Source organism: Bradyrhizobium sp. LA2.1 (assembly GCF_040547725.1).
Taxonomy (GTDB): Bacteria; Pseudomonadota; Alphaproteobacteria; order Rhizobiales; family Xanthobacteraceae; genus Bradyrhizobium; species Bradyrhizobium barranii.
Genome location: NZ_JBEPQI010000005.1, coordinates 418,416 through 435,008 on the forward strand (window position 1 = coordinate 418,416; position 16,593 = coordinate 435,008).

Annotated in this window: 16 protein-coding genes; 11 read left to right on the forward strand and 5 right to left on the reverse strand. The window is 60.7% G+C overall.

Translation table 11 applies throughout. The annotated features are described in order from the left end of the window. Nucleotides 1-28 precede the first annotated feature (28 nt). Nucleotides 29-1,252: a polyhydroxyalkanoate depolymerase gene (locus ABIB95_RS12305; RefSeq protein WP_187387949.1), complete on the reverse strand. Its 1,224-nt coding sequence runs from the start codon at nucleotides 1,250-1,252 to the stop codon at nucleotides 29-31. A gap of 169 nt (nucleotides 1,253-1,421) precedes the next feature. On the opposite strand from ABIB95_RS12305, the gene ABIB95_RS12310 reads away from it, so the two are divergent. Next, the gene (locus ABIB95_RS12310; RefSeq protein ID WP_208088377.1) at nucleotides 1,422-2,078 is read left to right on the forward strand and encodes a glutathione S-transferase family protein; all 657 of its coding nucleotides are present in this window, start codon (nucleotides 1,422-1,424) and stop codon (nucleotides 2,076-2,078) included. 280 nt (nucleotides 2,079-2,358) lie between these two features. Here the strand turns inward: ABIB95_RS12310 and ABIB95_RS12315 are convergent, their stop codons facing one another. Further along, nucleotides 2,359-2,583: a hypothetical protein gene (locus ABIB95_RS12315; protein ID WP_041953164.1), complete on the reverse strand. Its 225-nt coding sequence runs from the start codon at nucleotides 2,581-2,583 to the stop codon at nucleotides 2,359-2,361. Between the two features lie 185 nt (nucleotides 2,584-2,768). On the opposite strand from ABIB95_RS12315, the gene ABIB95_RS12320 reads away from it, so the two are divergent. Beyond that, nucleotides 2,769-3,125 (forward strand): hypothetical protein, encoded by a 357-nt coding sequence (locus ABIB95_RS12320; protein ID WP_354176393.1) that lies wholly within the window; start codon nucleotides 2,769-2,771, stop codon nucleotides 3,123-3,125. Between the two features lie 9 nt (nucleotides 3,126-3,134). Here the strand turns inward: ABIB95_RS12320 and ABIB95_RS12325 are convergent, their stop codons facing one another. Further along, nucleotides 3,135-4,238 carry a mandelate racemase/muconate lactonizing enzyme family protein gene (locus ABIB95_RS12325; protein ID WP_354239599.1) on the reverse strand — a complete coding sequence of 368 codons (1,104 nt, stop codon included), beginning with the start codon at nucleotides 4,236-4,238 and terminating at the stop codon, nucleotides 3,135-3,137. Between the two features lie 170 nt (nucleotides 4,239-4,408). On the opposite strand from ABIB95_RS12325, the gene ABIB95_RS12330 reads away from it, so the two are divergent. The 9 genes from ABIB95_RS12330 to ABIB95_RS12370 all read left to right on the forward strand — a co-directional run bounded on the left by ABIB95_RS12330 (nucleotide 4,409) and on the right by ABIB95_RS12370 (nucleotide 13,761). Further along, nucleotides 4,409-5,254, forward strand: a complete 846-nt coding sequence (locus ABIB95_RS12330; protein ID WP_354239601.1) for an AraC family transcriptional regulator — start codon at nucleotides 4,409-4,411, stop codon at nucleotides 5,252-5,254. Nucleotides 5,255-5,494: 240 nt separating this feature from the next. Then, nucleotides 5,495-6,421: an SMP-30/gluconolactonase/LRE family protein gene (locus tag ABIB95_RS12335; RefSeq protein ID WP_166102241.1), complete on the forward strand. Its 927-nt coding sequence runs from the start codon at nucleotides 5,495-5,497 to the stop codon at nucleotides 6,419-6,421. 203 nt (nucleotides 6,422-6,624) lie between these two features. Beyond that, nucleotides 6,625-7,218, forward strand: coding sequence for a GNAT family N-acetyltransferase (locus tag ABIB95_RS12340; RefSeq protein WP_028147003.1), 594 nt, complete (start codon nucleotides 6,625-6,627; stop codon nucleotides 7,216-7,218). Between the two features lie 14 nt (nucleotides 7,219-7,232). Next, complete coding sequence (locus ABIB95_RS12345) at nucleotides 7,233-8,879, forward strand: GMC family oxidoreductase (RefSeq protein WP_354239603.1); 1,647 nt, start codon at nucleotides 7,233-7,235, stop codon at nucleotides 8,877-8,879. Nucleotides 8,880-9,005: 126 nt separating this feature from the next. After that, on the forward strand, nucleotides 9,006-9,287 hold the full coding sequence (locus ABIB95_RS12350; RefSeq protein ID WP_354239605.1) for a YrhB domain-containing protein: 282 nt from the start codon (nucleotides 9,006-9,008) through the stop codon (nucleotides 9,285-9,287). Between the two features lie 325 nt (nucleotides 9,288-9,612). Further along, nucleotides 9,613-9,981, forward strand: a complete 369-nt coding sequence (locus ABIB95_RS12355; protein WP_231143235.1) for a hypothetical protein — start codon at nucleotides 9,613-9,615, stop codon at nucleotides 9,979-9,981. A gap of 68 nt (nucleotides 9,982-10,049) precedes the next feature. Further along, nucleotides 10,050-10,343, forward strand: a complete 294-nt coding sequence (locus ABIB95_RS12360; RefSeq protein ID WP_354239607.1) for a hypothetical protein — start codon at nucleotides 10,050-10,052, stop codon at nucleotides 10,341-10,343. Between the two features lie 790 nt (nucleotides 10,344-11,133). After that, nucleotides 11,134-12,441 (forward strand): AlbA family DNA-binding domain-containing protein, encoded by a 1,308-nt coding sequence (locus ABIB95_RS12365; RefSeq protein ID WP_354239609.1) that lies wholly within the window; start codon nucleotides 11,134-11,136, stop codon nucleotides 12,439-12,441. A gap of 366 nt (nucleotides 12,442-12,807) precedes the next feature. Then, nucleotides 12,808-13,761: a coiled-coil domain-containing protein gene (locus ABIB95_RS12370; protein ID WP_354239611.1), complete on the forward strand. Its 954-nt coding sequence runs from the start codon at nucleotides 12,808-12,810 to the stop codon at nucleotides 13,759-13,761. 26 nt (nucleotides 13,762-13,787) lie between these two features. Here ABIB95_RS12370 and ABIB95_RS12375 read toward each other — a convergent pair whose 3' ends face one another. Together ABIB95_RS12375 and ABIB95_RS12380 are read right to left on the reverse strand one after the other, a co-directional pair. Beyond that, entirely contained in the window at nucleotides 13,788-14,066 is a 279-nt protein-coding gene (locus tag ABIB95_RS12375) for a hypothetical protein (RefSeq protein WP_354239613.1), read from the reverse strand. Between the two features lie 170 nt (nucleotides 14,067-14,236). Further along, nucleotides 14,237-16,525 (reverse strand): hypothetical protein, encoded by a 2,289-nt coding sequence (locus ABIB95_RS12380; RefSeq protein ID WP_354239615.1) that lies wholly within the window; start codon nucleotides 16,523-16,525, stop codon nucleotides 14,237-14,239. Nucleotides 16,526-16,593 lie beyond the last annotated feature (68 nt).

The following is a 16,593-nucleotide window of genomic DNA, read 5'->3' on the forward strand; positions in this document are numbered from 1 at the left end:
CCCCCAGTCCGGGGACAGGGAATGACAGTCAGGAATTCACGTGCACGAAATCCCGCAGCAGCGGATAGATCTCGTTATTCCACCGCTTGCCCGAGAACACGCCGTAATGGCCGACGCCGGCCTGCATGTGGTGGACGCGGCGATAGGCGCGCACACCGGTGCAGAGGTCTTGCGCGGCGAGCGTCTGGCCGATCGAGCAGATGTCGTCCTTCTCGCCTTCGACCGTCATCAGTCCCATGCGGCTGACGGCCTTGGTGTTCACGGGACGGCCACGGTGCATCAACTTGCCTTGCGGCAACAGGTGCTCCTGGAACACGTCACGCACGGTCTCGATGTAGAACTCGGCCGGCAGGTCCATCACGGCGAAATATTCGTCGTAGAAGGTCTTGATGCTCGCGGCCTTCTCCTTCTCGCCCTTGGCGATATGGTTGGCGAGATCCATGTGCTGCTTGATGTGGCGCTCGAGATTCATCGAGACGAACGCCGTGAGCTGCACGAAGCCGGGATAGACCTTGCGGAGCGCGCCGCGGCATTGCACCGGCACGTAGTTGATCAGGTTCTGCTCGAACCAGTCGATCGGCCTGCTCTTGGCGAACTCGTTAACCCTGGTCGGCTGGATGCGCGTGTCGATCGGGCCCGCCATCAGCGTCAGCGTCGCAGGCCGCGAGGGGTGATTGCCCTCGCACATGACCGCGGCGGCCGCCAGTGCCGAGACCGAGGGCTGACAGATTGCGACCATGTGCGGACGCGGGCCCAATTGGCCGAGGAAGTCGATGAGATGATCGGTGTAATCGTCGAGCCCGAAGCGGCCTTCGCGGCGTGGAATGTCGCGCGGATTGTGCCAGTCGGTGATGTAGACGTCGTGATCCTGCAGCAGCGTTTTCACGGTGCCGCGCAGCAGCGTGGCGAAATGGCCCGACATCGGCGCCACCAGCAGCATGCGCGGCTGCTCCGGCACGCCGTCCTTCCTGAAGTGCAGCAGCGAGCCGAACGGCGTCGCGTAGGCGACCTCCTCGGTGACGCCGACCTCACGGTTGCCCACCATCACGCTGTCGATGCCGTAGGCCGGACGGTGATAGGTGAGGGTGGAGCGCGAGATCAGCTCCAGCGCGGCGGAGAGCCGGCCGACGACCTGATCCGATAGGCCCTGCGGCACCAGATTGAGGAATCTGAGCGCGGACGAAGCTCCCGCCCGCCACGGCGCGGTGAGGTCCATATGGTTCTGAAAGGCCTGATAATACATCGACATCATACTGAAACGCCCACCTTCCCGTGCTGTCATGCAATATCGAAGCCAAACGGGAGCCCTACCGCCCTCAAAACTGGCACATCGCTTGCTCCTCCTTTTGCGGGAAGCACAGGTCATGAGCACTCCCGCGGGCCGGGCGGCGTGCAAGTCACAGGCGTAGGGAATGGGCCATATGGCGAAGGCGACACTGACGATCAGCAGCAAGAACTATTCGTCCTGGTCGCTGCGCGGCTGGCTGCTGACGAAATTTTCCGGGCTCGATTTCGAGGAGATCGTCACCGCGCCGGACGATGCGTCGGCGCGCGCTGAAATCCTGCTGCTGTCGTCGTCGATCCTGGTGCCGTGCCTGCGCCACGAGGGCGCCGTGGTCTGGGATACGCTGGCGATCGCCGAATATCTCAACGAGGCGATGCCGGAAGCCGGTCTGTTGCCTGATGACCGCGTCCAGCGGGCGCATTGCCGCTCGATCTGCGGCGAAATCCATTCCGGCTTCACAACGTTGCGCGCGTCGCTGCCGGTCAATCTGAAGGGGCACTTCCCCGGCTTCAAGATCTGGTCGCGCGCGCAGGCCGATATCGATCGCGTCTGTTCCATCTGGCGCGACTGCCTGGAGAAATCAGGCGGACCCTTCCTGTTCGGCGCGAGGCGCACCATGGCGGATGCGATGTACGCCCCCGTGGTGACGCGCTTCGTGACCTATGACGTCAAGCTCGAGCCGCTGCTGAAGGCCTATGCCGATACCATCATGGCCATGCCCGAGATGATGGAATGGATCGCGGCGGCCAAGGATGAGCCGGCCGAGATCGAGGAGCTCGAGGTCGAATATTAGGCAGGCCTGGCGCCCGCCTGCCTGTTTTGGGAGCGAGGCCCGGGCTGCCGCACCCGGCAGCCATGTCTTTGAAGCCGTTAACTTTTAGCACCCGTGGCGGGCTCGGGCCGGCCCACCTGCTGCGCAGATATTGTATACGCGTGCGGGCTTATTGCGACATCTAGCCGTGAACAGCCGCGTACACGGCCTTTCGGCTGATTCGGACGTGATTCGTTCGGGCCGCGTTCCGTTCGTTAAGGCAGAGCGCGGCCCCGTTGCATTTTGAGACAGACGCCGCTCGTCAGGCGAAGCCCGAGTGCTTGGCGCGCGGCACGCGCCAGCCGATGACAGTGGCCTCCACCGGGACGCCGGCCGCGTCGTTCTGCCAGCGGCCCTCGACATAGCGGCAGGCGAACGGCAGTTGATACGTTCCGCTATGGTCCTCGCACAGCACCTCCACCGGCAGGCCAGGTGGCGGTTCGCCGGCGCCATCGAATTCCGCCAGACGTCTATCGCGCGTTGCCATTCCAAAAATCTCCCCTAATCAAAGTCGCGGAAAGAGCGCCCACTTTCTTCCGCGCACGGTTCACTGATCCCCGTCCAAGGGAACAAGCCAAGCTCAACGCGAGAATGCGGTACGAGTGTGGTAGCCTCCGGCGTCGGCGAGCAAAAAGCGCACATTGCCGTGATTGATTCGGACGAGGAACCTGCATGTCGCTTCGAAGTGCCGGCGTTTGTTTCGCGATGTTGTTGCTCGCCCCGCTGGCGATTGCGCCGGTCCGCGCGCAAGACGTGCCCGGCATCGAGATCTGTACCGTCGAGAAGACCATGGAGCGGCGCACGAGCTGCCTGCAGAGCAACGTCGACTTCCTGCAGAAGACGATCACCAAGCTGACGCTCGATCATCAGCAGAAGCTCGATGCCGCCAACCGCCAGATCGACGCGCTGAAGACGCTTGTGGCCGGCCTGCAGAAGACGCTGGGCGATCTCCAGGCTGCACAGGTGAAGATCGCGGACGATCTGAAGAAGAAGCAGGACGCGCCGCCACCGAAGGACGCGGCGAAATAGGCATCGCCGTCACGCCACGCGATAGCGCTCCATCACGCCGCGATCGGGCTCATAGCCGAGCCCGGGTCCCGAGGGCACCGCGACCTGGCCGGTGGCATCGACATCGGCGCGGCCGCCCCAGAGACACGCTTCGCGTTTCAGATAGAACATCTCGACCAGCCCGTCGTCGCGCGTCGCCAGCAGGTGCAATGTCGCCAGCAGGCCCGGACCGAAATACGGGGAGTGCGGAACGATCTTGACGCCGAGCTGATCGGCGAGTGCGACGACCTTCAGAAATTCCGTGATGCCGCCGACCTTGGTCACCGACGGCTGGGCGTGGCTCACCGCGCCTGCATTCATCATCTGGCGGAATTGATACTCCGTGCAGGCGTTCTCGCCGGCGGCGACGCCGAGCCCGCCCTTGCGGCGGACGTCGGCGAGCGCGGCAAAATCCTCCGGCGGCCAGACCGGCTCTTCCAGAAACATCGGCTGCGCGTCCTCGCACGCCTTCGCGAATGCGATCGCCTGCTCGCCTGTGAGCGGGCAGTTCATGTCGACCATCAGCGGGATGCCGGGCCCGATGGCCTCGCGCGCGGCAAACACCGCCGGCGTCGTGGTCTCGTGCAGCTTGATGGCGCCATAGCCGAGCGCGAGCGCCTTCTTGCATTCGCCGGTGATGTTCTCAGGCGAGCCGATCCGCAGCAGGCTTGCATAGGCGGGGATGTTCGAGCGCTTGCTTGCTCCGAGCAGGCGATGCAGCGGCGCGCCATCGATCTTCGCAGCCAGGTCCCACAGCGCGATGTCGAGCCCTGATATCGCGAACATGGTGATGCCGTAGCGGCCGAACAGATGCAGGTTGCGCTGGATCTGTTCCATCACCGCCGGAATGCCGGCGGCATCGGGAACCTTCAACCCGCGGGCCTGCGGCGCGATCATCTCCTCGACGGCGCTTCGCGTGGTGCGCGGGGAGACATAGGCAAAGGCATCGCCCCAGCCGGTCAGTCCGGCATCGGTCGTGACCTCGACCAGCACCATGTCGAGCGCGGAGATTGCGGACGCGCCCTGGCGAAAGCTCGCGACACCGGCGTCATAGGGGATGCGGATGTGATGCGCCCGCACATCGGTGATTTCCATGACGCGGTTCCTCTTTCTGGTGAGCGGTTGCAACGAGTGTAGCTGCGAATGCCGGGGCGTTGCCAGTGGCTATTCCGGAACTATTCTCATGCCAGGACAGCAATGCCGATCAAGCGAGGCGGTGGCCGTCAGCGCATCATCGCCAGGCTTCGAACGAGGGCACTTGACGCATGAACCCAGCCCAGCGCGCGCTCTGGTATATCGAGAGCCATCTGGCCGAGCCGATGACGCTCGACGAGATTGCGGCGATATCTGGCGTGTCGCGGTTCCACATTGTGCGGGCGTTTGCCGCAGCCACCGGAATTCCGGCGATGCGCTACGTGCGCGCGCGGCGGTTGACGGAAGCGGCGCGCAGTCTTGCGAACGGCGCGCCGGACATCCTGTCGCTGGCGCTGGAGGCGGATTACGGCTCGCACGAAGCGTTCACCCGCGCGTTCCGCGACCAGTTTGGCACCACACCCGAAGCGGTGCGGGCGGCAACGTGCCTCGACAAACTCAAGCTTCAGGAGCCGATCCTCATGGACTCCACCATGCTCGACCATCTGGTCCCGCCGCGTTTCGAAGCCGCGAAGGCCTTCCTCGTCGCCGGCCCCGCCGAGCGCATCTCCTGCGACAACGGCGCCGCCATTCCAGGACTGTGGCACCGCTTCCATCAGGAAGTCGCCGACATTCCCGCGCGCGTCGGCCAAGGAAAATCTCAAGTCGCCTATGGCGTCTGCTGCAACGGCGATGATTCCGGCAATTTCGACTACATCGCCGGCGTCGAGGTCGCCGATTTCTCCGACCTGCCGCGCCGCTTCGGTCGCATCCGCATTCCCGAGCAGCGCTACGCGGTGTTCACCCACACCGAGCACGTCGCCTCGATCCGCCGCACCGTCAACACGATCTGGAATCAGTGGCTGCCGGCGTCCGGCCTGAAGGCTGCGGATGCGCCGAACTTCGAGCGCTATGACGAGAAATTCGATCCCGCGACCGGCAATGGCGGCTTCGAGATTTGGATACCAGTGCGGGAGTAAGCACGATCCGGACCCGAAGGGCCGCGTTCGCGCAAAGTGCGCAGCGGTTTTCCGAAGAGATCATGCTCAAACGAGACCTAAGACGCGATATGTCATCGCGCTTTACGTTGCAACGCTGGCATACCATCCCGCTTGCTTGGCAAGCCCCGGCGACTTTGTCATAACCGCAGGCAAATCTTGCGTGTGGGGCCCGTGCCGGACATCCCGTGCAAGCCATAACAAGCAGCCGGGAGGGTCCCCATGTCCAACGTTCGCGTTCTCGCCACCGACCTCGAATTTCCCGAAGGGCCGGTGGTGATGCCGGACGGCTCGGTGGTGCTGGTGGAAATTCGCGGCCAGCGCCTGACCCGAATCCATCCCGACGGCCGCAAGGAGGTCGTCGCCAAGGTGCCGGGCGGCCCGAACGGCGCAGCCCTCGGCCCCGACGGCAAGATCTACATCTGCAACAATGGCGGCTTCTCCTGGATTCCGACCGGCAAGATGATCATGCCCGGCCCGCAGCCGGACGGCTATCTCGGCGGCTCGATCCAGCGCGTCGATCTGCAATCGGGCAAGGTCGAGACCGTCGTGACCAAATGCGGCGAGCACGATCTGCGCGGGCCGAACGACCTCGTCTTCGACAAGCACGGCGGCCTCTGGTTCTCCGATCTCGGCAAGCGCCGCGCCCGCGAGATGGATGTCGGCGGCATGTATTATCTCAAGCCCGGCATGACCGAGATCGTCGAGGTCGTGCATGGCGTGCTGCCGGCCAACGGCATCGGCCTCTCGCCGGACGAGAACACCGTCTACATCGCGGAGACGCCGACGGGGCGGCTCTGGGCCTATGAGCTCTCCGCGCCCGGCACGCTCAAGCCGCGCGAGGTGATCTACCGCGGCGAGCGCGGCAAGCCGATCTGCGGCCTCGGCGGCTACCAGATGTTCGACTCGCTCGCTGTGGAGGCGAACGGCAATGTCTGCGTCGCCACCCTCGTCTCCGGCTGCATCTCGGTGATCGCGCCTGATGGTACGCTGGTGGAGCAGGTCCCGACCGGCGACCGCGTCACCACCAACATCGCCTTCGGCGGCGAGGGGCTGAAGACCGCCTACATCACGCTGTCGGGCAAGGGCGAGCTGATCGCCATGGACTGGCCGCGTGGCGGTTTGCCGCTCAATTTCCTAAACAAGTAAACGGTGCTAGTGACCGTCATTGCAGGCGAGGCAAAGTAACCAGCAGACCCTCACCCCTGAGGAGCGCGCATCTTGCGCGCGTCTCGAAGGGCGAGGCCACCAGCCGGGCCTTCATCCTTCGAGACGCGCCTTCCGCGCTCCTCAGGATGAGGATCTGGCAGCACCGGTGCCTCGCTTCACAACGACGTAAGGAGAGACTATCGATGCCCTGGCCTGATCCCGTCACCCTGCGTGGGCAGCACGCCCGTCTCGAGCCGCTGTCGAAAGAGCATCGCGAGGGGCTGGTGGAGGCCGTGAAGGACGGCGAGCTCTACACGATCTGGTACACCGCGATCCCGACGCCGGAGAACGTGGCCAAGGAGATCGACCGCCGCTTGGGCCTCCAGGCCGCAGGCTCGATGCTGCCGTTCACCGTGTTCGATGCCGGTGGCAAGATCGTCGGCCAGACCACCTATATGAACATCGATGCCGCCAACCGCCGCGTCGAGATCGGCTCGACCTGGTATGCGAAGAGCGCGCAGCGCGGGCCGCTCAACACGCAGTGCAAGATTCTGCTGCTGACCCACGCCTTCGAGACGCTGAACTGCATCGCGGTCGAATTCCGCACGCATTTCTTCAACCACCAGAGCCGCCGCGCCATCGAGCGCTTGGGCGCCAAGCAGGACGGCATTCTGCGCAGCCACCAGGTCACGCCCAACGGCACGCTGCGGGACACCGTGGTTTACAGCATCACCGCCGCTGAATGGCCAACGGTGCGGACGCATTTGAACTATCAACTCAACGACAAGCCGCGCTGAGCGGCCGAGGCACCATGGACAGATTCGATTATGTGATCGTCGGCGCGGGCTCCGCCGGCTGCGTACTGACCAGCCGGCTCAGCGAAGATCCGAACGTGAGCGTCTGCGTGCTCGAGGCGGGCCCGAGCGACTGGCATCCCTACATCCATCTGCCGGCGGGCTTCATCAAGACCTTCCACATGAAGAGCATCAACTGGGCCTACCAGCAGGAGCCGGGGCCCTACACCGGCGGGCGCAGCATCTATGCGCCGCGCGGCAAGACGCTCGGCGGCTCGTCCTCGATCAACGGCCACATCTACAATCGCGGCCAGCGGATGGATTTCGATACCTGGGCGCAGATGGGCAATCGCGGCTGGGGTTATGCCGACGTGCTGCCTTACTTCAAGCGGCTGGAAAAGCGGGTCGGCGAGGGCGAGGACACCTATCGCGGCCGCGACGGCAATCTCACCGTCACGACCATGGAGTGGCGCGATCCGCTCTGCGAAGCCTTCATGGAAGGCGCGGTCTCGCTCGGCATTCCCCGCAACCCCGATTACAATGGCGCTAAGCAGGAAGGCGTCTCCTACTGCCAGCGCACCATCGACAAGGGCCTGCGCGTCTCCGGCTCGACCGCGTTCCTCAAGCCCGCGATGAAGCGCCCGAACGTGCATGTGCACACCCACGCGCACGCGACCGAGATCATTTTTGAAGGTAAGCGCGCCGTCGGCGTGCGCTACACCAAGGGCGGCCGCGACGGCACGCCGGTGGAAGTGCGTGCCAACAAGGAAGTGATCCTCTCCGGCGGCACCTATAATTCGCCGCAGCTGCTCCAGCTCTCCGGAATCGGCTCACCCGATCTGCTCGGCGCGCACGGCATCGCGGTGCGCCACGCGCTGCCGGTCGGCGAAGGTCTGCAGGATCATTACGCCCCGCGCACCGTAGCGCGCGTGAAGGACATCAAGACCATCAACGAGCTCCGCCGCGGCTTCTCGCTGTGGATCGAGGCTCTGAAATGGGCGACCGCGCGCCGCGGCCTGCTCTCGCTGTCGCCGACCATGGTGTATTGCTTCTGGCACTCCGGCGAGAGCGCCGACAGTTCCGACCTCCAGCTCACCTTCACGCCGGCGAGCTACAAGGAGGGCGTGCAGGGCCAGCTCGAGGACGAGCCCGGCATGACAGTCGCCTCCTGGCAGCAGCGCCCCGAGAGCCGCGGCTATGTCCGCATCCGCTCCAACGATCCGTTCGCGCCGCCGATCATCCAGACCAACTATCTCGACGCCGAGCTCGACCGCCGCGTCATCGTCGGCGGCATGAAGCTCGCGCGCAGGCTTTTGAAGAGTGCGCCGCTGTCGCCCTATTACGCCTACGAGGATTTCCCCGGCCCCAACATCAACACCGACGACGAATTCCTCGCCGCCGCCACCGAACGCGGCACCACCACTTTCCACCCCGGCTGCACCTGCCGCATGGGCCCGGCGGACAGCACGTGGGCGGTGGTCGACGACCAGCTCCGCGTCCATGGGTTGGAGGGCCTCCGCGTCATCGACGCCTCCGTGATGCCGCGCATGATCTCGGCGAATTTGAATGCTTCCACGATGATGATCGCGGATCGTGCCTCGGACCTGATCCGAGGCAAGCAGCCGATGGAATCCGCGCGGATTCCGGACGCGGCGGTAGCGTAGGCACAGCTACGTAGGGTGGGTTAGCGAAGCGTAACCCACCACTTCTCTCGATGCGGAAATAAAAGAGGTGGGTTACGCTGACGCTAACCCTAACCCACCCTACGGTCCCTGAGAACGGACTGAAACATGATCGATTACGGTGAAGCCAAGTTGCTAGCAAGAAATACCGTGGCGGCCATTGCCGCAAAGGTTTGCGATGAGTTTGTTGTGCTTGATGAGTTTAGCAAAGAAGTAGAGGAGGGATGGCTCTTCTTCTATGATTCGAAGGAGTTTGTTGAAACGGGCAACCCTAGTTCAACTCTCGCCGGGAATGGTCCCATACTGGTTCGTCGAAATGGAGAAGTCAGAATTCTCCCGAGCGCCAGTTCTTGGCAGGTAGCGATCAAAACCCCTGATGAAAGCTCGTAGCCCATAGGATGTGGTTCGCTTCGCTTTACCCACCCTGCGGTCGCTAATTATGAGAAGCGGCTATGTCGAACGCCAGAAAGAGATCGGGCTACACCCGGAAAGATCTGCGCGAGGTCAGCGAAAATCCGAGGCTGAAAAAAGCTGATATCGCCAAGGCCCAGCCATTCTCCGAAGTCTTCCCTGATCTCAGTGCATCTATCCGAAGGTCCCGTAGCTCGGGTGGAGCGAAGCGCAATCCGGGATAGCTGTATCGATCTGCCTGCATTCCCCGGATTTCGCTGCGCTCCGTCCGGGCTACGATCCCTGTGCATTTGGACGACGTCATTTGAGCACAGAGCACAATCGTCCTCTCACAGATGCCGAGCGCGATCTTGCGCGCTGGATGCTGGAGCATGGCACGGAAGAAGCCAGGCAATATCTGGATCAGCTCAAGCTGGCTGAGGTCACGCCTTGGAGATGTCGATGTGGATGTGCCAGCATCAACTTCCAAATCAAGGGACATGCTGAAGCGCCGCCCGGTGCTCAGATTCTCGGTGAATTCCTGCTGAGCGATGGCGATCTCCAGAGCGGAGTGTTCATCTATTCGAGCGGTGGCTTGCTGAGCGGCATCGAAGTCTATGGCTTGGTGGGCGATGCGCCAGCTCTGTTGCCGCGACCTCAGAATTTGTCTGCTTTCGAGTTCGGCAGTTCGTAGATCGGTTTCTGCCCAAGCTGTCTTCAAAAATGATCAAGTGCTTGCGAAGCATCGCAAGGGGAAGTCCGATGGACGACACATACGTTGAGCCCTGGCGCCAAATCATCGATGAACGCGAGCGACTCCTTCTCGAAGATGAATTGAGGAAAGAGGTTGGTGATGGGCACCCGCTTGTTGGTTGGGAGATCAAGGTGTTCGCCAGGCGCGATGACCGTGACGACATCCTCGTCTCACTGGAAGATGGAAGAGTGGCCGAAGTTCATTTGACGTGGTCTGGCAGGAAGGAGGCTCATCCAAGCTGGCCCAGAACCGCCATTTTTGAATCGATGGACAAGTGGCGGACAGGGTCTGATCTGACGTAGCCCGACGGAGCGAAGCGCAATCCGGGACGATCGCATCCGTTCGCACGCCGTTCCCGGGATTGCGCTTCGCTCCATCCGGGCTACAAACGTGACCCGTCGGGCAAAACACCCCGCCACCCGTCAATCCCTCCCCACAAAAATATTCCGCTTTATCGAAATTCGGAATTGCGGCATACATCGAAACAGCCCGGCCCGAGGAAGAGGGGCGGTTCGCGAGTCGTTCGAAACGCGGGCCGGGTTGCGGTGGACGCGGCAGCGTCGGGCGCGAGAGGCTAAGAGCAGGGCGGATTGCTCTCCGTGAGCCCTGAGGCTTCGTGCGGACGAGCGGCGCTGTGTGCGTACGGCAAAACCGTGTGGTCCTGGCGTCCAGCGATTTCGTGCGGGTTGGGGAGAACTAAAAAACGTCGACCAAATAAGGGCTTATAAGGACCGTCGAACCGCGCCGGTGCGCCGTCTAAAAGCGCTGGGCCCTATTAGGCCCTAGTTTCACAAGCAGCGTTGGGCGACGAGCTGGACCTGATGATGCTGATCGGCCGGCGGGCGTGGCCCGATGACCCAGCGGCCTGCCGGGCGTGGCCGCCTGTGTGCCGGCGCCGCTTGCCCGCTGTCCTGGGCCTTGCACGCGCGGCGCGCTTTAGCCGCCTCCCGACGGCCTTGACGCGGCGCCTGTCGGAGCCGGGCCTGTGGATACCGGCAAACAACTTCTCGGCTCATGCGCGAACGGGTCTACCCTGATCGCGACTGAGTTTCGGGGGAGGAGCGATAATCTGTCCTCTGTGGGAGCAAACGGTTGTCCATTCTTCGCAAACCTTTAGAGGCCGTGACCGTTTCGGATTTAGACGATCTTGTACGTGTCGCCGCTCGGGAAACGGGTGAACTGGAGTTCAAAGGCGCATTACCGTTTGTGCCGATCAAGGGACAGCCCGCAACGGCAGATCGTTGGATTGAGAAAGGTGATCGCATCGGCGACTACGCCCGCGATCAGATACTGGCCGAGATAGTTGCGTTCGCTAACGCGGATGGCGGCACGCTGGTGTTGGGATTACACGAAACCAAGGAGGAGCCTCGGCGCGCCGAGCGTCTTGAGCCGCTTCCCAGATGTGAAGACCTAGCCAAGCGCTTTCTTGATGCAATGGAGGATGTAATCGAGCCGAGACTACCGCCGGTCAGTGTACGGGCTTTGTTGGTCTCGGAGGACGGTTCTGGATATGTGTTGATGAGGGTCGGCAAGTCGTTGGCTGGTCCTCACCGCCTGACAACGACGCGCGAGTTCTACGTCCGTCGCGGAGAAAGGTCGGCCAGAATGAGCGTTAGAGAAATCACAGCTCGAACTCTCGATTTAGCACGAACGGGCGATCGAATTGAAGCGATCTTCGTGGAGCGTAACGATGTTGCTGCTCGGCTTTACAAAACTCTGTTGAACGACAACACCGTAACATCTGCCGACGCGATAATGCCCCTGCTTGTCCGGGTAACGGCCATTCCTACGACGCCTCAAGATATTCCGGACCTCACCCGGCGGCCCGAATTATGGTGGACTGGAAGCGGCTTTTCTGCGGCCATTGACGGCAACAACTACTCTTGTAGTTATCCGGCCCGAAACTTTAATCAGCAGCCCAATGTTCGACTTCGATCCCTCGTTTGTGATGTAGACAGCAGATCGGAAGGACCGGCTCGATTGATCCGGACCGATGGACTAGTTGAATTTTCGCTCATTCATCCAAGGCGCAAGCCAATCGCCGGCAGCGGTTCTCGCGTTTACATCGGATGGCTGATCAGTCTGGTCGCTGGGGTAGTCGCGCAAGTCGAACGCCTCCGGCATCGACTTGCGTGGGATGCCGTAGAGTACGGTTTAGAAATCCAAATTTGGAGCACGCCGCCGGTTGGGGTTTTCTGGAACGATGACGGATTTGGCGGCGGCTACACTATGAAGGCCGAGATGCCGTTGACCCTGCCACGTTACTCTCTCGCCTCTGGCGACGATTACGATGATCTAGTCACAACTGTTGTTCGAGACCTGATGAACTCTTGCGGGATCAGCTCAGGGACAATCTGTAGCGTGCCTTGGACCGAATTGACCAAGCGCGGGGCAGCATAGTCATCGGCGGCGATACTTGACCTCAGTGTTCAAACGAACCGACACCAAGCGGTTTACGAACCCTCCAAACATCCCTTCTGAGAAAGGATGGCTCTCCGCGACGGCCGATCATTCAGGGTCCTCCTGAGGCGTGAGTTCCTGCGGGGACCGCGCGACCGTGACCTGCGAGGATATTTGCAAGTTTCCAAACTCACCTAAATTTCGTACCGGTTCGCACACAAAGGCGATGCGCGAGGTGGACCAAGTTTCGCGGTGGCGTCAGATCATGTGGTGCTCCGGCGCAACGTGAATTATCCCACAAACTCGCACAGCTATGTGTGCTAGCTTGAGGGGATAGCATGTTGTCTTGCCCGCTTGGCGGAGCAGATGCCCACCCGATCTTCCATTCTTTGCAGCCCATGCGCTGTCTTGATCGTTGCTGGCCTTGTGCTGTTTTCGTGGGGCACGGCTGCCGCCCAACCGAACTCGGACACTCCGCAACAGTCCAAAGGGGCCAGCTTGCAGCTGCGCAGCTTGCAGCACCGCAAAGCCAGACTTGAAGTTGAGAGACTTCGCCTTGAGCTTAACAAGCTCAAGCAGGAACTCGACGGCGACCTGCCGCAGCGGAAGGCAAAGTTCGAAGTTAGCAAGCTTGAGCTTGAGGCTAAAAAGCTTGAGCGTGAGGCTAAGAAGATCGACGATGAGCTTCGTTGGTCGAGCAAATGGGGGCCGCCATTACTCACGACGATAACAAGTCTTTTCGTCGGCATTTTGGGTGGTTGGATTGCCGCAAGAGCAGCTATGTGGGTAGCTCACCGGAATGCTCTCGCCGAAATGGCGGCGGCCACTCACGAAAAGAGACTAGAATGCTACCCAGAGCTTGTCGAACATACTTTACCCTTGGCTATCTACTTCCCCATGCAACCACTCGACCCGCGCACCTGCGAGGAAATCGGTCGCGCAATCTCGGGTTGGTACTTTGTTTCGGGCCTGCTCTTGAGCGCTGAGGCTCGCGATGCCTACTTTCTGCTGGCGCGTGCCCTCACGCGCGCATCAGACGTGAAGGAACTGCTTGTCCCTCAGTCCACCGATGACGCCAAGAAAATAAGCCCGAAAATCGTCCAAGACTACCGTGACCGTTTCAACATTGTGAAGCCTGACAACGGGACTATCGAGAATTGGAAATTCGGAGTTCGCGACGAGAAACTAAAGCCCGACGATTACAAGGACTACGTGCTGCTCCAGACATTAGGCAGCTGGCTTCGAACCATGCTTACGGAGGATATTGGCAGCCGCCGCCGACCGAGTGAAAAACCACCCTCCAGTTCGCTTGCATCTTGAAAACGGTGGCAAGATGGGGTGTTGGCTCACTTGCTCCGCTGCTTGATCGCCCGCAGCCGATAGGCTTCCTCGATGTACGGGTCCGGCTCTGTGGGTTCCGGGATCAGCTTCGCGCCTTCCTTCCGAAAATGATCGAGACCGCGACCCAGCTTGCGACCGGCCAGCTTGTGCTGATCGTTGGCCCAGTCCGGTATCGTCGGTACGAAGTCCTCCAGCATGGACCGGAGCCCGATGGCGGCAGCGAAGTGGCAACCCGCGCGGGACTTCGGCGACCTGCACATGACGCGGATCGCGTTGCCCACCATCAGCCGGGCTTCGCCGATGGACTTGCTGTAGCGCTGCTACCCAAACGAAAGATGAACGTGCAACTGATCGACGCGCTGTTCCTGGATATGATCGCGCTTGTAAAGTCGGTCCAATCGCCCCCCACCGAAACCTAGCTTGGCGCGCGCCTCCTTGCGGGCTTCCTTCTCAATCACTCGCGCTTGGGATCGGTAAAGTATCGGAAGCTCGTATTCACAACCATGTCATCAAAGGACACGGCATACGTGGCCGGAAGCTTATCCTTGTCATCGCTCTCGTAGTAGGGATGGTAGGGCTCCATCTCGCGATTGGTGAGCAGAATGAGGTCGTAGTCGCTCATAGCAGTTCGGAACAAGTTTGTTTCCGCAGCCGAGAATGCGTCCGCTGTCTTGGCGAAAACGATGTAAGGCCGTATTCCGATCGCTTTGAGCTTATCGGCAATTGCTTTCAGATTTGCAGCGTCCTTGGCATCAATTGTTCCGCCAGCCGCTTTGGCTTCACCTATTGCGCAGCAGGTCTCACCGCGCAAATGCTGTATGGCCACAAAGTCGATTTCGCAGGGCGACGCGCCTCCAACTACCTCAATTGAGGTGATCCGCAGAAATTTCTGTTCTCTGCCGACCCGTCCCAAGGTCAAAAGTGAAAGAATGACAGGAATTGCTCCCTCTTGATTGTTATCTTTTGCGAGTAACCCACTCTTCCGAAACTTCCAATCACCACGGTCACGAATATGCAGGCTAGTCGTGTTTGCTCGGCCGCAATACTCACACGCCCAAGTATCATCGATCTGCCTAAGCGAAAGCCAACTGTCTAGGCCACAGTTGTCACATTTGAACTCGAGACCGGCGCGAAAGAAGCCATGCTTTAGAAGAAAATCGAACGTCGCTCCCACGGTCAAGTCTGGCGTCTTTCTCGCCTCGATGTGTAGCCGCTCGTGCTCTTTGAATTGACGATTATTCCAGATGGTCTTGGTAGCATCGCCCCGTGTGATTGTGTCTTGCGTAGGTAGATTGGTGATTAGATTTCGTACTCCGCGAACTTTAAAGACGCGCGTATCTTCGTAACCGCCGACCGCTTCCAGCAGTCGATCTGCCAGCCGGCCACCAGCGCTCGGTCTAATCTTCAAGCCGGCCTCACCAAAGATCGCTTCGATCACCGCCGCGTGCTCAACTGGCCGCATCCGGATAGTATTTTCTCTCGTACCGACAAACAATCCGATGCCCTCCGGCTCGGGACGAACTCCCCATGGATCACTTGCGATCTCTCTGCCGTAGAATTCAGTAAGAGCAGGCCGCAATGGCGGCTCGAGCGTATGGCCTGGATAACCAAGGTCGCCGTGCGGACCGATCGAGACAGCCAGAAGTTGGTCGGTCGGGCTGGCGCGGGCGTTTCCTAGGAACCTCTTTTCAGGAAGAGAAAGTGTGACGCTATAGTCGCCGCGATCACCGTCGATTATCCCGAGAGCAAAATTCCAATCGAAGCTAAACATCGCAGGATCGCCCTGCGAGACATCTCCTGCCGTGCCGCGAAGGCGCTGAAGCAGGGGGCTCCGTTTAGTTGGAAATGATTTGATCGCATCGAGCACGGCGCTTTCATTGTTCCGATAAAATATGCCGATGTGATCTTCAATCGTCGGATGCCGTTGGGGAATGCTGTCCAGGCGATTGAGGTGAGCTCTTATGAACGCATCCAGCCGCGCAGCCGCCGACAAACAAAGGAACTCGACAAGGCCGCCTGAAGCTCGAATGTTCCAAAAATTTACTAGGTCTTCAAAATCGTTTGCGTCGCCAACGTACACGCCGCCCGACTGAGAGTGGACCGCGCCGCCATAGCCTCTTAGATCGATTCCGGACAGCAGCGCGGGTGTTATCTTCCCGGCCAGCGCTTCCGGCACCTCGGCGCCGGGATCAATCTTGACCTCGCTTGCTCGGAGGCCGCGCTCGAACGCTTGCCGAAAATCGCGCTTGAGATTTAGCGCGGCCGTATAGCTGCCAAAGCCTAGGCCGAAAAGAACATGAAGTGGATCAGCTTGCTCCCAAGAAACTAACCGGCACTCGCTTTGAGTTCCGATCGGCGAGTGTTTGAATTCCTGGTCCCAATACTTGTCGATGGCATTGAGGACATCGAGATAAGCGGGAATGCGCTTTTTGGTATGCCAATCTTCCGAAAACAGTTCTCGCGCTGACAACCGGGGACTACATAGCGCCCGGTGTCGCTCCGCAAATTCTTTGATCGTCGGCGTCTCGTGAACCGGATAGAGAACGTCAACACGAAATGCATGAACCAGCTCATCAGACGCAGCATCGATCTTTGATCTGATAGGAATGATTGGGTTGTGCAATCCGCCCCAGAGCAGCAAAGACATGGAAGCTGCGGCTTCTAGATCGGCTAACTCTCCTGCTCGAACCAAGAGCCCGATACGGACAGGCCGGTGTTGCGTGGTAAAATTTGCGGTTGCCATGGTCCTCGAGTATCCACTTTGCGTGCACGCTATTTACAACGCGCTTCAACAAGATCAAAGGACGGGCC

Excerpts from the sequence above, each read along its gene's own strand:
- ABIB95_RS12305 (WP_187387949.1), bottom strand. The coding sequence starts at position 1,252 with ATGATGTCGATGTATTATCAGGCCTTTCAGAACCATATGGACCTCACC.
- ABIB95_RS12310 (WP_208088377.1), top strand. The coding sequence starts at position 1,422 with ATGGCGAAGGCGACACTGACGATCAGCAGCAAGAACTATTCGTCCTGG.
- ABIB95_RS12315 (WP_041953164.1), bottom strand. The coding sequence starts at position 2,583 with ATGGCAACGCGCGATAGACGTCTGGCGGAATTCGATGGCGCCGGCGAA.
- ABIB95_RS12320 (WP_354176393.1), top strand. The coding sequence starts at position 2,769 with ATGTCGCTTCGAAGTGCCGGCGTTTGTTTCGCGATGTTGTTGCTCGCC.
- ABIB95_RS12325 (WP_354239599.1), bottom strand. The coding sequence starts at position 4,238 with ATGGAAATCACCGATGTGCGGGCGCATCACATCCGCATCCCCTATGAC.
- ABIB95_RS12330 (WP_354239601.1), top strand. The coding sequence starts at position 4,409 with ATGAACCCAGCCCAGCGCGCGCTCTGGTATATCGAGAGCCATCTGGCC.
- ABIB95_RS12335 (WP_166102241.1), top strand. The coding sequence starts at position 5,495 with ATGTCCAACGTTCGCGTTCTCGCCACCGACCTCGAATTTCCCGAAGGG.
- ABIB95_RS12340 (WP_028147003.1), top strand. The coding sequence starts at position 6,625 with ATGCCCTGGCCTGATCCCGTCACCCTGCGTGGGCAGCACGCCCGTCTC.
- ABIB95_RS12345 (WP_354239603.1), top strand. The coding sequence starts at position 7,233 with ATGGACAGATTCGATTATGTGATCGTCGGCGCGGGCTCCGCCGGCTGC.
- ABIB95_RS12350 (WP_354239605.1), top strand. The coding sequence starts at position 9,006 with ATGATCGATTACGGTGAAGCCAAGTTGCTAGCAAGAAATACCGTGGCG.
- ABIB95_RS12360 (WP_354239607.1), top strand. The coding sequence starts at position 10,050 with ATGGACGACACATACGTTGAGCCCTGGCGCCAAATCATCGATGAACGC.
- ABIB95_RS12370 (WP_354239611.1), top strand. The coding sequence starts at position 12,808 with ATGCCCACCCGATCTTCCATTCTTTGCAGCCCATGCGCTGTCTTGATC.
- ABIB95_RS12375 (WP_354239613.1), bottom strand. The coding sequence starts at position 14,066 with ATGGTGGGCAACGCGATCCGCGTCATGTGCAGGTCGCCGAAGTCCCGC.
- ABIB95_RS12380 (WP_354239615.1), bottom strand. The coding sequence starts at position 16,525 with ATGGCAACCGCAAATTTTACCACGCAACACCGGCCTGTCCGTATCGGG.